Annotated in this window: 13 protein-coding genes; all 13 read left to right on the top strand. The window is 68.0% G+C overall.

Translation table 11 applies throughout. From position 1 onward, the window contains the following. Positions 1-269 precede the first annotated feature (269 nt). The 13 genes from motA to cheZ all read left to right on the top strand — a co-directional run bounded on the left by motA (position 270) and on the right by cheZ (position 15,295). On the top strand, positions 270-1,124 hold the full coding sequence (gene motA, locus E6C76_RS06635) for a flagellar motor stator protein MotA (protein ID WP_136347449.1): 855 nt from the start codon (positions 270-272) through the stop codon (positions 1,122-1,124). A 79-nt stretch (positions 1,125-1,203) separates the two neighbouring features. Then, entirely contained in the window at positions 1,204-2,190 is a 987-nt protein-coding gene (gene motB, locus E6C76_RS06630; protein ID WP_136347448.1) for a flagellar motor protein MotB, read from the top strand. A 91-nt stretch (positions 2,191-2,281) separates the two neighbouring features. Beyond that, positions 2,282-2,647 (top strand): response regulator, encoded by a 366-nt coding sequence (locus tag E6C76_RS06625; protein ID WP_136347447.1) that lies wholly within the window; start codon positions 2,282-2,284, stop codon positions 2,645-2,647. 16 nt (positions 2,648-2,663) lie between these two features. Further along, a complete protein-coding gene (locus tag E6C76_RS06620; protein ID WP_136347446.1) occupies positions 2,664-4,706 on the top strand; it encodes a chemotaxis protein CheA in 2,043 nt (680 codons plus the stop codon). A 116-nt stretch (positions 4,707-4,822) separates the two neighbouring features. Next, on the top strand, positions 4,823-5,329 hold the full coding sequence (locus E6C76_RS06615; RefSeq protein ID WP_136347445.1) for a chemotaxis protein CheW: 507 nt from the start codon (positions 4,823-4,825) through the stop codon (positions 5,327-5,329). Between the two features lie 19 nt (positions 5,330-5,348). Continuing rightward, on the top strand, positions 5,349-7,139 hold the full coding sequence (locus E6C76_RS06610) for a methyl-accepting chemotaxis protein (RefSeq protein ID WP_168734259.1): 1,791 nt from the start codon (positions 5,349-5,351) through the stop codon (positions 7,137-7,139). 19 nt (positions 7,140-7,158) lie between these two features. Further along, positions 7,159-9,561 (top strand): methyl-accepting chemotaxis protein, encoded by a 2,403-nt coding sequence (locus E6C76_RS06605; RefSeq protein ID WP_136347444.1) that lies wholly within the window; start codon positions 7,159-7,161, stop codon positions 9,559-9,561. Positions 9,562-9,563: 2 nt separating this feature from the next. Then, positions 9,564-10,616, top strand: a complete 1,053-nt coding sequence (locus E6C76_RS06600) for a CheR family methyltransferase (protein WP_408003466.1) — start codon at positions 9,564-9,566, stop codon at positions 10,614-10,616. Between the two features lie 22 nt (positions 10,617-10,638). Further along, on the top strand, positions 10,639-11,757 hold the full coding sequence (locus tag E6C76_RS06595; RefSeq protein ID WP_136347443.1) for a protein-glutamate methylesterase/protein-glutamine glutaminase: 1,119 nt from the start codon (positions 10,639-10,641) through the stop codon (positions 11,755-11,757). Positions 11,758-12,005: 248 nt separating this feature from the next. Further along, positions 12,006-12,974: a chemotaxis protein gene (locus E6C76_RS06590; RefSeq protein WP_136347442.1), complete on the top strand. Its 969-nt coding sequence runs from the start codon at positions 12,006-12,008 to the stop codon at positions 12,972-12,974. Between the two features lie 13 nt (positions 12,975-12,987). Then, positions 12,988-13,935 carry a chemotaxis protein gene (locus E6C76_RS06585; protein ID WP_136347441.1) on the top strand — a complete coding sequence of 316 codons (948 nt, stop codon included), beginning with the start codon at positions 12,988-12,990 and terminating at the stop codon, positions 13,933-13,935. A 36-nt stretch (positions 13,936-13,971) separates the two neighbouring features. Beyond that, complete coding sequence (gene cheY / locus E6C76_RS06580) at positions 13,972-14,370, top strand: chemotaxis response regulator CheY (RefSeq protein WP_136347440.1); 399 nt, start codon at positions 13,972-13,974, stop codon at positions 14,368-14,370. Positions 14,371-14,407: 37 nt separating this feature from the next. Next, on the top strand, positions 14,408-15,295 hold the full coding sequence (cheZ, locus tag E6C76_RS06575) for a protein phosphatase CheZ (protein WP_136347439.1): 888 nt from the start codon (positions 14,408-14,410) through the stop codon (positions 15,293-15,295). The last annotated feature ends 4 nt before the right edge of the window (positions 15,296-15,299 follow it).

Below are 15,299 nucleotides of genomic sequence, written 5' to 3'. Positions count from 1 at the left end.
CCGACTGCGTTTTGTGCCTTGCATCGACCGGCCTGGCGGGGAAACGGGACCCATGAAAAGAGCGTAGACAGGCTCTGATCCATCCGGCGTTTGACGCCGTGCAGCACGGGGCCGTCCGCGATGCGGGCGGCCCCGTTCTTTTTTGGCAGTCGGGTTCAAGTTTCACTTTGCAGCGACGTTAGTTTCAAAGTATTTTCCTGTGTTGCCGTCGGGGCGCCGGACGGCATGTCTGCCGGCTTTGCAGCGGCTGTCTTGAATGGGAGTGGCGGGTGTTACTGATCGTCGGTTACGTGATTGTGCTGCTTGCCTCGGTGGGTACCTACTCGCTGCATGGCAGCCTGGCGGCGATCTGGGTGCCCGTGGAATACATGGCCATCGTCGGCTTGCTCATCGGCGGCTTCGTCGCGAGCAACAGCGGGCGCAGCATGCGCGCCACGCTGAAGGCGCTGCCCTCGGCGCTCAAGGGCTCGCGCTACAACAAGGCACTGTACATGGAAGTGCTCGCCTTGCTGTACGAGATCCTCGCCAAGGTGCGCAAGGAAGGCCTGATGTCCATCGAGAACGACGTGGACAACCCGGAATCCAGCCCGATCTTCTCCAAGTATCCGAGCGTGATGGCCGACCATCACGCCATCGAGTTCCTCACCGATTACCTGCGCATGATGGTGGGCGGCAACCTGAACGCCTTCGAGATCGAGAACCTGATGGACATGGAAATCGAAACCCACCATCAGGAAGCCCACGGCCCCGCGCACATCGTCGCCAAGGTCGGCGACGCGCTGCCGGCCTTCGGCATCGTCGTGGCGGTGATGGGCGTGGTGAACGTGATGGGCTCGGTGGGCGAACCGCCCGCCGTACTGGGCAAGATGATCGGCGGCGCGCTGGTGGGTACCTTCCTCGGCATCCTGCTGTCCTACGGCTTCGTGCAGCCGATCGCCGGCCAGTTGGAGCAGAAGGCCGAAGAGGCCGGCAAGATCTTCCAGTGCATGAAGGTGGTGCTGCTGGCCAGCATGAACGGCTACGCGCCGCAGGTGGCCGTCGAGTTCGGCCGCAAGGTGCTGTTCTCCACCGACCGGCCGACCTTCTCCGAGCTGGAGGAGGACATCAAGAGCCGCAAGGGCTGAGGGCGTACGGCAAGATGGGCCTTCTGCGCGCCGGCTGTCCTTTCCGTGTCCCGCCCGCCGCGTCGGCTGAGGCGCGCACATGAGCGACGATACCCAGCAGCCCATTGTCGTCAAACGCATCAAGAAGGGCGGTGCGGCCGGCCATGGCGGCGCCTGGAAGATCGCCTATGCGGACTTCGTCACCGCGATGATGGCCTTCTTCCTGCTGATGTGGCTGCTCGGCTCCACGGCGCAGGGCGATCTCGAAGGCATCGCGGATTACTTCCAGAACCCGCTCAAGCTCTCGCTGCAAGGCGGCAGCGGGGTGGGCGACAGCTCCAGCGTGGTGAGCGGCGGCGGCGAGGATCTGACCCGTTCGGTGGGGCAGGTCAAGCGCGGCGACGTGGAAGGCCGGCGCACCATCAACCTCGATGCGGCCACCGGCCGCCACCGCCTGCCGCCCGAGGTCGAGGACGCCACGGCGCAGGAGCGCCGGGTGGAGCGCGCGCGCCTGATCGACCTGAAGGGGCGCATCGAGGCGATCATCGAGGCCGACGCCTCGCTGCGGCAGTTCCGCGACCAGATTCTCATGGACATCACCCTGGAAGGGCTGCGCATCCAGCTGATCGACGAACACAACCGGCCGATGTTCCTGACCGGCAGCGCGGTACTGCGCCCGTATACGCGCGACCTGCTGCATGCCATCGGGCGGGCGCTCAACGAGGTGCCCAACCGGATCAGCCTGTCGGGGCATACCGATTCCGCGCCCTACGCGGGCGGCGAACTGAGCTTTTCCAACTGGGAACTGTCGAGCAACCGCGCGAACGCTTCCCGGCGTGAATTGCTGGCGGGCGGGCTGGACAGCGGCAAGGTGCTGCGCGTGGTCGGCCTGGCCGACACCATCCACCTCAACCGGGAAAACCCCCTCGATCCCGCCAACCGGCGGATTTCCATCATCGTCATGAACAAGGAAACCGAGGAAGCCTTGCGCAGCGAAGGGCGCGAGGTGCTGGTCGGCGGCGATGCGCCGCTCGATCCGGGCTCCCTGGCGCCCGCCGCCGACGGCGCGTCCGCGCCCCTTCCTTGAACCTGCGCTAAAGTCGCCGGCCGGCGGCGTCGATAAACTCCCGGGGAGCCCGCGTTGCGGCGGCTCCATTGCAATTTCCTGGAATCCGGCCATGACCAAACGCATTCTCGCGGTCGACGATTCGGCCGCCATCCGGCAGGCGGTGGGCTATACCCTGCGCGCGGCGGGCTACAGCGTCACCGAGGCGGTCGATGGCGTCGACGCCGCCGAGAAGGCCGAGGCGGCGCGTTTCGATCTGGTGCTCACGGACCTCAACATGCCGCGCATGGATGGCTTGGCGCTGATCGCCCGCCTGCGCGGCCGTCCCGAGTATCGCCGCGTGCCCATCCTCGTGCTCAGCACCGAATCGTCCGGCGAAGCCAAGGCGCGTGGCCGCGCGGCCGGCGCGAGCGGCTGGCTGGTCAAGCCGTTCGAGCCGGCGCGCCTGCTCGAAGTGGCTGCGCGGGTGCTCGGCTGAGCGGACGGAGCGCGCGATGAGCCTGGATCTGAGCCAGTTCCACCAGCTGTTCTTCGAGGAGGCCGGGGAACATCTGCAGAACATCGAGGCGATCCTGCTGCGCATCGATCCGCGCCACGCGGCGCAGGAGGACGTCGCCGAGATCTTCCGCGCTGCGCATTCGATCAAGGGCTCCGGGGCCACGTTCGGCTTCGAGGACGTGGCGGCGCTGATGCATGCCATGGAAGAGCTGCTCGACCGTGTGCGCAAGGGCGAACTGCCCTTCGACGAGCGCATGGTCGAGGCCGGTCTCGCGGCCTGCGATGCGCTGCGCAACCTGCTCGATGCCCGGCGTGGCGGCCCGCCGGCCGATGCCGCGCGTGCCCGGGAGGCCGCTGCCCGGCTGGCCGCGCTGGCGCAGGGAGCGGCCCCGTCCGCCACGGCCGGGGCGGTGGCCGGCAAGGACGTGGGAACGGCCTGGGAGGCCGTGTTCCGCCTGGCGCGGGTGGTGGCCGGCAGTGAATTGCTGGTCGACAACATGCTGCAGGAACTCGCCCGGCTGGGGGCATGCGAGGTGCTCGAGCGCCCCGGGCCGCTGGGCGGCGACGGCAGTTGGCGCGTCCGCATCCATGGACCCGAGGATGAAGCCGGCCTGCGCGCGGTGCTGGAACTGGTCACCGACCCGGGGGAACTCGTCATCCGGGCCGTCGATGCACCGCCGGCGCCCACTGCGGATGAAACGCCCTACGAGGAAGAGGCCGAGGATGGCAGCTATACGCTGTTCGAGCCTTTCCCGCAGTTGCCCGCCGACGTGCCGGCCCATGACGAGCCGCGGCCGGAAGCCGTGGATGGGGACACGGCGCCGCCGCAGGAAGCACACGCGATGTCGCGCGGCGGGGCCGATGCGTCGATCCGCGTCAGCGTGGACAAGGTCGAGGAACTGGCCAACCTGGTCGGTGAACTGGTCATCACCCGCTCGATCCTGAATGAACTGGCCGGCGAGATGGAGGCCACCGAACTGTTCGACCGGCTGATGAACGGACTGGGCCTGCTGGAGCGCAATACCCGTGAGCTGCAGTCCTCGGTGATGGCCATCCGCATGGTGCCGGTTGCCAACGTGTTCGCGCGCTTCCCGCGCCTGGTGCATGACCTGGGCGCGCGCCTGGGCAAACGCGTGCGTCTGCGCCTGGAAGGCGAGCAGGCCGAGCTGGACAAGAGCCTGGTGGAGCGCATCGTCGATCCGCTCACCCATCTGGTGCGCAACGCGCTCGATCATGGCATCGAGAGTCCGGCGGCGCGCCGCGCTGCCGGCAAACCCGAAGAGGGCGAACTGGTGCTGCGCGCGCTGCACCAGGGCAGCTACATCCTGGTCGAGGTCGAGGACGACGGTGCGGGCCTGTCGCGCGAGCGCATCCTGGCGAGCGCCCGTGCCCGCGGTCTGCCGGCGTCCGACGCGCTGAGCGACGCGGAAGTCTGGCAATTGATCTTCGAGCCCGGCCTGTCCACTGCCGAGACGGTCACCGAGGTGTCCGGGCGCGGTGTCGGCATGGATGTGGTCAAGCGCAACATCGCCGAGCTGGGCGGGCAGGTGGAGATACGCTCGCTGCCCGGGCGCGGCACCCGCATCGGCGTGCGCCTGCCGCTCACCTTGGCGATCGCCGACGGGCTGGTGGTCGGGGTGGGCGACGAGCTGTACGTGATTCCGCTGGGTTTCGTCGGCGAAACGCTGCAGGCCCCGCCAGAGGCCATCGGACGCATCGGCGGGCAGCCGCGCACCCTGCGCGTGCAGGGCGATTACCTGCCGGTGATCGAACTGGGCCGCCGTTTCGCGGTGCCCGGCGCGCATGCGGAGTGGACCGAGGGCATCATGGTGCTGGTGGAAGCCAACGGCGCGCGGGCGGCGCTGCTGGTCGATACGCTGGTCGATCAGCGCCAGGTGGTCATCAAGAGCCTGGAGGCCAATTTCCGCAAGGTGGCCGGCTTTTCCGCGGCCACCGTGCTGGGCAACGGCAAGGTGGCGCTGATCCTCGACGTCGCTGCGCTGATCGATGGCGCGCGCGCCGCGGGTCTCGCCGCCTGACATCGATCCGCCTGACGGGGCAACGGACCCCATCAAAAGAACGTAGCGCGGAAGGGCTTCAGAAGCCCGGCCATCTGCCGTAAATCCGTACGTAGCCATTCAGGAAACGCATCACCATGTTCGACGCCGAGCCCGCGGCGGACCGCGACGACACGCCGTCGGCCACCGCGCGCGAATTCATCGCCTTTGCGCTGGCCGACGAGATGTATGCCGTCGATATCCTCAGCGTGCGCGAGATTCGTGCCCATGAACCGGCCACCCGCATCGCCGGCGCACCGCCGGTGGTGCGCGGGGTGATCAACCTGCGCGGGGTGATCGTGCCGGTGGTCGATCTGCGCCTGCATCTCGGGCTGGGCGCGGCGCAGGTCGGGCCGGCGACGGTGATCGTGGTGCTGCAGATCGATGAACGCCTGGTCGGCGTGCAGGTGGATGCGCTGGCCGACGTGGTGGCGCTGGAGCCGGCGGCCATCCGCCCGGCACCCGAGTTCGGCGCGGGCATCCGCCATGTGCGCGGGCTGGCCGAGGTGGAGGGGCAGACCCTGGTGGTGCTGGATATCGAGGCACTGATGTGCTCGCCCGAACTGGCGCTGTTTGCCGGCGGCCCGGAGCGTGGGGGAACATGAACATGGACGCGCGCAGATCATGAAAGCATTCGATTCGCTCCCGTTCTCCGGGCTTCTGTGTGCGCTGGTGCTGCTCACCGGCGCGCTGTTCGCGGGGCCCGTGCTGGCGCTCACCCGGACCGACCAGCCCGTCCTGCTCGCGGTGCTGCTGCTCGGCGCGCTGGTGCTGGCCTGCGCCGCGGCGCTTGTGCTGGCGCGCAGACAGGCCGCGAGGTTGCGGATTGCGCGGCAGATCGCCGAAGAGATCGGCGCCGGACGTTTTGATGCCTTGCCTGCGAAGATCGAGGGCGGCGGGGAAATCGGCGCCATGCTGTGCGCGCTCGAAGAAATGCGCGAGCAACTGGCGCGCCGCTGCGAGGAGGAAGGGCGCGCGGCCGAGGAGAACCTGCGCGTGCGCCGCGCGCTGGACACGGCCCGGGTCAGCCTGATGCTGGCCGACCTGGATGGGGTGATCACCTACCTGAACGCCTCGGCGATCGGCATCCTGCAGCGTGCCGAACAGAGCATGGGCGGGGCATTGCCGGGCGGCGGGCACGCGAAGCACATCACCGGCCGGCATTTCGATCTCTTTCACCGCGGGCCGGGCCTGAGCAAGCTGATCGCCGGGCTGCGTGACACGCACGTGAGCGAGATCCGCCTGGGGGATTTCTCGTTCCAACTGGTCGTCAATCCGGTCTATGACACGCGGGGCGAGCGCACCGGTACCGTGGTGGAATGGTATGACCGCACCGATGAGGCCGCGCTGCGCGCCGAACTGGCTGCGCTGATCGGCAGCGCGGCGGCGGGTGATTTTTCCGGCCGTGTCTCGGTGGACGGCAAGAAGGGGTTCTTCCTGCAACTGGCGGAGGGGCTGAACCGGCTGATGGAGGTGGTCTCGGGCAGCGTGGAGGATGTGGCGCGGGTGCTCGACGCGGTGGCGCGCGGCGAACTGACCGAGCAGATCGCCGGCGAGTACCGCGGCACGCTGGGCCGGCTGAAGGACGACACCAACGCCACGGTGGTGCGCCTGCGCGAAGTGGTCGAACGCATCAAGGATTCGGCCGAAGCGATCAGCGCGGCCTCGCGGGAGATCGCCGCGGGCAACGGCGAGCTGAGCGCGCGCACCGAGGCGCAGGCCGGTTCGCTGGAAGAGACGGCCAGTGCGATGGAAGAGCTCAACGCCACGGTGCACCAGAACGCGGACAATGCGCGGGTGGCGCGCGAGCTGACGGAAAGTGCGAACGCGGTGGCCGAGCGCGGCGGCTCGACGATGCGCAAGGTGGTCACCACCATGGGGGCCATCGAGGAGGCGGCACGGCGCATCGAGGACATCATCGGGGTGATCGATGCGCTGGCCTTCCAGACCAACATCCTGGCGGTGAATGCGGCGGTGGAAGCGGCGCGTGCGGGCGAGCAGGGGCGCGGATTCGCGGTGGTGGCGGCGGAGGTGCGTGCGCTGGCCAAGCGCAGCGCGCAGTCGGCGCGCGAGGTGAAGGGGCTGATCGCCGACTCGGTGGGCAAGGTGGCCGGCGGGGTGCGGCTGGTGGATGAAGCGGGGCGGACGATGGAAGAGATCGTTGCGGCCTTCCAGCGGGTGGCGGGGCTGGTAGGCGAGATCGCCGAGGCGAGCCGCGAGCAGAGTCTGGGCATCGAGCAGGTGGCGGTGTCGGTCGGCCAGATGGACGAAATGACGCAACACAACGCGGCACTGGTGGAAGAGGCGGCGGCTTCGGCGGCCAGCCTGGAGGCGCAGGCGCAGGGCCTGGTGGAAGCCGTCGGCGCCTTCCGCACCGGCCCGCAGCGCGCCGCGCCCTGGGCGCCGCGCGGATGAGCAAGCACGGGGAACGAGCATGAGAAACAACCAGCCGGTGACCGGCCGGGAAGTCGAGGTCGGCGCGCAACGCACCATCGTCTCCCGCACCGACGCCAGCGGGCGCATCACCCACGTCAGCCGGGATTTCATCGAGCTGAGCGGGTTTGCCGAGAGCGAACTGATCGGCGCAGAGCACAATCTGCTGCGCCATCCGGACATGCCCGAAGCGCTGTTCGCCGACATGTGGCGCGACCTGAAGGCCGGCCGGCCGTGGTCCGGCCTGGTCAAGAACCGCTGCCGCAACGGCGACCATTACTGGATGCTCGCCAACATCGCGCCCATCGTCGAGGGCGGGCGCATCACCGGCTACATTTCGGTGCGCGGCCGCGCGCCGCGCGAGCAGGTGGACGAGGCCGAGCGTGCCTATCGCCGCCTGCGCGAAGGCGGCGGGGTGATCCGCCACGGCCGCGTGAGCGGCAACAGCCTGTTCGCGCGTTTCGCGCGCTGGTATGCCGACTACCCGCTGGTCGGCAAACTGTGGTGGTCGCTGCTGCTGGCCATGCTGCTGGTGTTCGGCATGGCGGGCGCGGGCTGGCATGCGGTGGGCCATGCGACAGCGGACTGGAACGGGGGCGGCTGGGTGCGTGGCCTGCTGGCCGGCGGCATGCTGGCCTTCGCGGCCGTCTGTGCGGGGCTGGTGTGGCTGGTGGCCAATACCATCACCCGTCCGCTCGCCGATGCGCACGCCGCCTTGCAGCGCATGGCGGCCGGCAACTTCCAGGCGGAATTCTCGGCGATCCGCAACGACGAGATGGGCCGCCTGCTGCAATCGCTCAAATCGATGAAGATCCGCCTGGGCTATGCGGTGGAAGAGCAGCGCCGTACGGCGGCGGAGAACCGGCGCATCCGCGAGGCGCTGGAGTGCGTGGAAACCAATGTGCGCATCGCCGACGTGGACGGCAAGGTCATCTACGCCAACCCGGCGCTGATGCGCACGCTGCGCCGGGTGGAGGCGCGCATCCAGCAGGAAGTGCCGGGTTTCAGCACCGAACGCTTCGTCGGCAGCAACATCGGCACGCTGTACCCCGATCCGCAGGCCGCCGTGCGCCAGCTGGCCACCCAGCGCGAACAGGCGCGCGTGGATATGCGCATCGGCGGCCGCCATTTTTTGGTGACCACCAACCCCATCATCGATGCGGACGGGCGCATGCTCGGCACCGTGGGTGAATGGCGCGACCGCACCGATGAACTGGCGACCGAGGCTGAACTGACCGGTCTGGTGGACAGCGCGGCGGCGGGTGATTTTTCCGGCCGTGTCTCGGTGGATGGCAAGAAGGGGTTCTTCCTGCAACTGGCGGAGGGGCTGAACCGGCTGATGGAGGTGGTCTCGGGCAGCGTGGAGGATGTTGCGCGGGTGCTCGACGCGGTGGCGCGCGGCGAACTGACCGAGCAGATCGCCGGCGAGTACCGCGGCACGCTGGGCCGGCTGAAGGACGACACCAACGCCACGGTGGTGCGCCTGCGCGAAGTGGTCGAACGCATCAAGGACTCGGCCGAAGCGATCAGCGCGGCCTCGCGGGAGATCGCCGCGGGCAACGGCGAGCTGAGCGCGCGCACCGAGGCACAGGCCGGTTCGCTGGAAGAGACGGCCAGCGCGATGGAAGAACTCAACGCCACGGTGCACCAGAACGCGGACAATGCGCGGGTGGCGCGCGAGCTGACGGAAAGTGCGAACGCGGTGGCCGAGCGCGGCGGCTCGACGATGCGCAAGGTGGTCACCACCATGGGGGCCATCGAGGAGGCGGCACGGCGCATCGAGGACATCATCGGGGTGATCGACGCGCTGGCGTTCCAGACCAACATCCTGGCGGTGAATGCGGCGGTGGAGGCGGCGCGTGCGGGCGAGCAGGGGCGCGGATTCGCGGTGGTGGCGGCGGAGGTGCGTGCGCTGGCCAAGCGCAGCGCGCAGTCGGCGCGCGAGGTGAAGGGGCTGATCGCCGACTCGGTGGGCAAGGTGGCCGGCGGGGTGCGGCTGGTGGATGAAGCGGGGCGGACGATGGAAGAGATCGTTGCGGCCTTCCAGCGGGTGGCGGGTCTGGTGGGCGAGATCGCCGAGGCGAGCCGCGAGCAGAGTCTGGGCATCGAGCAGGTGGCGATGGCGGTGGGCCACATGGATGAAATGACCCAGCACAATGCGGCCTTGGTGGAGGAGGCTGCCGCAGCCGCTGCCAGCATGGAAGATCAGGCGCAGGGTCTGGTGGCCGCGGTCGGCGCCTTCCGCACCGGCGCGGCGCCCCCGTCCGCAGGCGTGCGGGCCGAGCCAGTTGCCGAGGGAATTGCTAAACTGCCGAAACGGCCTGCGCGCGGCGCGCCGCTGAGCAAAGTGCGCAAGCGCGCGGCGGTCGACAAGGCCTTGCAGGATGAATGGGAGGAGTTCTGAGCATGACCACCGGCGACCGCCCCCGTGCGCCGCTCAAGCCACCGGGCGCGTCCACCACGCGCCCGTCTTCTTCCGGCCCTGCCGTCCGGCCGTCTTCCCCTGCGGCGGCCCGCCCGTCTTCCATCCAGAGCGGGACGCGACCGGCGGACAAGCCGGCAGGAGGCGCGCCGACCCGGCCGGGCGCGGGCGGACTGCAGTGGCCGGTGATGCCGCCCGTGGCGGCGCGCGAGCGTGAATTCGAATTCACCGATGCCGACTTCGAGCGCATCCGCAAGCTGATCTACCAGCATGCCGGCATCGCCCTGTCGCCGGCCAAGCAGGACATGGTCTACAGCCGCTTGGCGCGCCGGCTGCGGGCCTGCGGCGACAAGACCTTTGCGCAGTACCTGCAGCGCCTGGAGCGCGACCGCGCGGAGTGGGAAACCTTCGTCAATTCGCTGACCACCAATCTCACCTCGTTCTTCCGCGAGGCGCATCATTTCGACATCCTCGCCGACCATCTGCGCAAGCTGAAGGACAACGAGCGCCGCCCGGCACGCATCTGGTGCTGCGCGGCGTCCACCGGCGAAGAGCCGTATTCGCTGGCGATCACCGCCTGCGAGGCCTTCGACAGCCTGAACCCGCCGGTGCAGATCATCGCCAGCGACATCGATACCAACGTGCTCGCCCAGGGCGAGCGCGGCGTGTTCCGCCAGGAACGCGTGGAGCGCCTGTCGCCGCAGCGCCTGCAGCGCTTCTTCCTGCGCGGTGCGGGCAGCCAGGACGGCCAGGTGCGCGTGCGTCCCGAACTGCAGCGCCTGATCACCTTCCGCCGCATCAACCTGCTCGATCCCAACTGGGCGGTGCAGGGGCCGCTGGACGCGCTGTTCTGCCGCAACGTGATGATCTACTTCGACAAGCCCACCCAGTACGGCATCCTCAAGCGCTTCGTGCCGCTGCTGCGTCCGGAGGGATTGCTGTTCGCCGGCCATTCCGAGAGCTTCATGCACGCCGCCGATCTGTTCCGCTCGCTCGGGCGCACTGTTTACAAGCGCAAGGATGCGGATCATGGCTGAACGCCGGAAGGGTTGAGGCAGGATGGCCATCCGGGTATTGATCTGCGACGATTCCGCGCTGATGCGCGTGCTGCTGGCCGAACTCATCGGCCGGCAGCCCGGCATGGAAGTGGTGGGCACGGCCGCCGACCCACTGATCGCGCGCGAGATGATCCGCAGCCTGGATCCCGACGTGCTGACCCTGGACGTGGAAATGCCGCGCATGGACGGGCTGGACTTTCTCGCCCAGTTGATGCGCCTGCGCCCGATGCCGGTGGTCATGGTCTCCAACCTCACCGAACGCGGCTCGGAGGCCAGTCTGCGCGCGCTGGAACTGGGCGCGGTGGACGTGCTGGCCAAACCGCAGAATCGCAGCCCGCGGGCGCTGGAAGAATACGCGCAGCGTCTTGGCGACAGTCTGCGCGCGGCCAGCCAGGCAAAACTGAGCGCCCGGGCGGCGGCATCTCCCCGTCCGTCCGCCACGCCGCCAGCCGCCGCGCGCGGCGGTGGGTCGACTCCCCCGGCGGCGCCCGCAGCAGCCACCAACAGGGCACCTTGCGGCGTGAGTTGCGGACGGCCGATCTTCATCGGGGCCTCCACCGGAGGAACCGAGGCGATCAAGGTGGTGCTGCTCGGCCTGCCGGCCGAGATGCCGCCGATCTTCATCGTCCAGCACATGCCGGAAATGTTCACCGCCTCGTTCGCGCGCCGGCTGGACAGCCTGTGCGCGCTGCGCGTCAAGGAGGCCGAGGATGGCGAGCGTGTCCAGCCCGGCACCGTGTATGTCGCGCCGGGACATTCCCACCTGTCGGTGGTCCGCCAGCCCGCCGGCGGGCTGCAGTGCAGGCTGGAGCGCTCGGAGCCGGTCAACCGCCATCGCCCTTCGGTGGACGTGCTGTTCGAGTCCGCCGCCGAGCAGGTGGGGGGCAACGCCCTGGGCGTGCTGCTCACCGGCATGGGCAAGGACGGCGCACGTGGCCTGCTGGCGATGCGGCGCAGCGGCGCCTGGACCGTCGCCCAGGATCAGGCCAGCTGCGTGGTGTATGGCATGCCGCGCGAGGCGGTGGGCCTTGGCGCCGCCAGCGAGGTGACCCCGCTCGGCGAGATCGCTGCGCGCATCCAGCAGCGCCTTGCCGGGGCGAGAGGGGCGGTTTCGGCCTGATTGCGGCGCAGTGGGCCGGGATTGAGGGCTGAAATCCCGCTTTTTCCACGGTTGTGCGTGGACGGCCCCCGATACAATGGGATGCGATGCGGGAATCGGTGTGTGCGCATCGGCGTTGATGCGAGAATATCCGGCCGCTTGATTTGCATGGCGGTGTTTCCTAAAGAAACCACGTAAGCTGTCGATAAGCTCAACAAACCAGGCGCCCGGGGTTCGGGCGCCGCCGGACCCGCTCCGCGGAGAGACCTATGTCGGAACTGCTCAAGAACATCGATGCCCGCACCAAGCTCGCGGGAACCAACAAGCTGGAAATCCTGCTGTTCACCCTCGGCACGGACCAGCGCACGGGCCGGCGCGAAACCTTCGGCATCAACGTGTTCAAGGTGCGCGAGGTGATGCGCACGCCGGCCATCACCGCCGCGCCGGAAATGCCCTCCTCGGTGGAAGGCATGGTGAGCCTGCGTGGCGTGCTGGTGCCGGTGGTCGACCTGGCCAAGTATGTCGGCATCGGCTCGGATACGCCGCGCGAGATCATGATCGTCACCGAGTACAACGGCCACACCCAGGGTTTCCTGGTGGAGGCGGTGGATACCATCCTGCGTCTGGACTGGGCGCAGATGCGCGTGCCGCCCGACATGCTGGTGGCCAACATGGGCGGGCTGGTCACCGCGGTGACCGAACTGCCGGGCAACAAGCTGGTGATGATGCTCGACGTGGAGAAGGTGCTCTCCGAAACCACGCGCTACGATGACGAATACCTGTTCCAGAACATCGAGCCGCTGGCGTCCGAATACGGCGAGCACACGGTGTATTTCGCCGACGATTCCTCGGTGGCGCGCAAGCAGATCACGCGCACGCTGGATGCGCTGGGCGTGCGCTACGTCAGTTCGGTGAACGGGCGGGCGGCCTGGGAAGAACTGAAGAAGGTCGCCGCCTATGCCGAATCGAGCGGGCGCAGGGTCAGGGATCTGGTGAGCCTGGTGCTCACCGACGTGGAAATGCCGGAAATGGACGGCTACATCCTCACCAAGTCGATCAAGTCCGATCCGCGCTTCGAAGGCGTGCCGGTGATCATGCATTCCTCCTTGTCCGGCATGTCCAACCAGAACCTGGGCAAGTCGGTCGGGGTCGACGAATACGTGCCCAAGTTCGAACCCCAGCGTCTGGCCTCCACGCTGCGCCGCCTGCTGCGCACCGATGGCCAGGCCGGCAACTGAGCCGAGGTCTTCCATGAAGCTCGAAATCCCGGAAAACAACTTCCTCGAAGCGGTCGATGGCCGGACCATGCTGGCCGGCTCCAACCGGATGGAGATCCTGCTGTTCTCCCTGGGAACCAAGGAAACCTTCGGCATCAACGTGTTCAAGGTGCGCGAGGTTTCCAAGACGCCCTTCATCACCCGCGCGCCCAACATGCCCAGTGGCGTGGAAGGGCTGATCTCGCTGCGCGGCAACGTGATTCCGGTGCTTTCGCTGGCCAAGGTGCTCGACATCGCCGCACCGGGCGACGCGCTGGGCGCCGCGATGATGGTCACCGAATACAGCAAGCGCACGCTCGGCTTCCTGGTCGAGGAGGTGGACCGCATCATCCGGGTGGAATGGGACAAGGTGCGCACGCCGGAAAACGTCTCCTCCAGCGTGCATAGCTTCATCACCGCGATCACCGAACTGCCCGACGGCAGCCTGGTGTCCATCCTCGACGTCGAGACCATCCTCGCCAACACCTTCGGCGAAGCGGTGATCGGCAGCATCGCGCCGATCTCCGGCGGGCACGACGTGAATATCTTCTTCGTGGACGATTCGGCGGTGGCGCGCCGCAAGATCGCCGAGGTGCTCGACAAGCTGGGCGTCAAGCACAAGCACGCGCAGAACGGCCTGGAAGCCTGGACCCGCCTGGAAGGCATGGCCAGCCATGCACAGCAGACCGGGCGCCCGCTGGCCGAGGAAGTCGACCTGATCCTGGTCGATGCCGAGATGCCCGAGATGGACGGCTACGTGCTCACCCGCAACATCAAGAACGATCCACGCTTCGAAGGCATTCCGGTGGTCATGCACTCCTCGCTGTCCTCCGAGGCCAATCGTGCGATGGGCAAGCGGGTCGGTGTCGATGCTTACGTGGCAAAATTCGACGCGGACGTGCTGGCCGACACCTTGCGCCCGATGCTCAATCGGGGGCACTGAGCGGTCTGGCCCGCAGCAGAACACCGGAGATCGAAAATGGCTGACCCAAAAATGAAATTCCTCGTCGTCGACGACTTCTCGACCATGCGCCGCATCGTGCGCAACCTTCTCAAGGAACTCGGCTACACCAACGTGGACGAGGCCGAGGATGGCGCGGTGGCCCTGCAGAAGCTCAACAGCGGGCCGTTCGACTTCGTCGTCACCGACTGGAACATGCCCAACATGGATGGCCTGACGCTGCTGCAGACCATCCGCCAGACACCTCACCTGAAGCACCTGCCGGTACTGATGATCACGGCCGAGGCCAAGAAGGAAAACATCATCGCGGCCGCGCAGGCCGGCGCGAGCGGCTACATCGTCAAACCGTTCACCGCCGCCACGATGGCCGAGAAGCTCGAAAAGATCTTCGAGAAGTTCGGCAAGACGACGGCCTGACGGTCGGCGCGCACAACGAGCAAGGGAGTTCGTAACCATGGCGAAGAAGCTGAAATTCGACGAGTCCGGAGACTCCGACGATCTTCAGGCGCTGTTCGACAGCATCGCCTCGGCGCCGGCGGCCAAGCCCCGGCTGGAGGTCGCCCCCGGGCCGGCGGCGGATGGCGACAGCGACGAATTGCAGGCACTGTTCGATTCGGTGGCCGGCCAGTTCGACCCCCCTCCGCAACCGGCGCCGGCGGCCGTGCCGCCCGCCCGTCCCGCCCCGGCGGTACGTCCCGCGCCGGTGGCCGTGGCTGCCGAGCCGCATGTGGAGGGCAGCTACGAGGTGGTGTTCCAGCGCATCGGCCAGATGACCCGCCAGGTGCACGATACCCTGCGCGAACTGGGCTACGACGCCACGTTGCAGGAGGCCGCCTCGTCGATTCCCGATGCCCGCCAGCGCCTCAACTACATCGCCCAGCTCACCGAGCAGGCCGCCAGCCGCGTGCTCAACGCCACCGACATCGCGCGTCCCATCCAGGACCGCGTCGAGGCGGATGCGACGGCGCTCAAGGCCCGCTGGGACAAGCTGTTCGCCAACCAGTTGAGCGTGGAGGAATTCAAGGCCCTGTCTGCCGACACGCGAACGTTCGTCGGCGGCGTGGCGGACAGCAGCCGGGCGACCAACGCCCAGTTGCTGGAAATCATGATGGCGCAGGATTTCCAGGATCTCACCGGGCAGGTGATCAAGAAGGTCGTCGATCTGGCCCAGGTGCTGGAAACCCAGCTGCTGCAGGTGCTGCTGGAGGTCGCCCCGTCGGACAAGGTGCCGGAAAAGCACGCCGGCCTGATGAACGGCCCGGTGATCTCCGCCGAAGGGCGCGACGACGTGGTGACCAGCCAGGAGCAGGTCGATGATCTGCTGGAGAGCCTCGGTTTCTGAGGCG

Source organism: Pseudothauera nasutitermitis (assembly GCF_004801295.1).
Classification (GTDB): domain Bacteria; phylum Pseudomonadota; class Gammaproteobacteria; order Burkholderiales; family Rhodocyclaceae; genus Pseudothauera; species Pseudothauera nasutitermitis.
The sequence above is the reverse complement of the archived record's forward strand: the minus strand, read 5'-3'. Positions and strand labels throughout refer to the sequence as shown.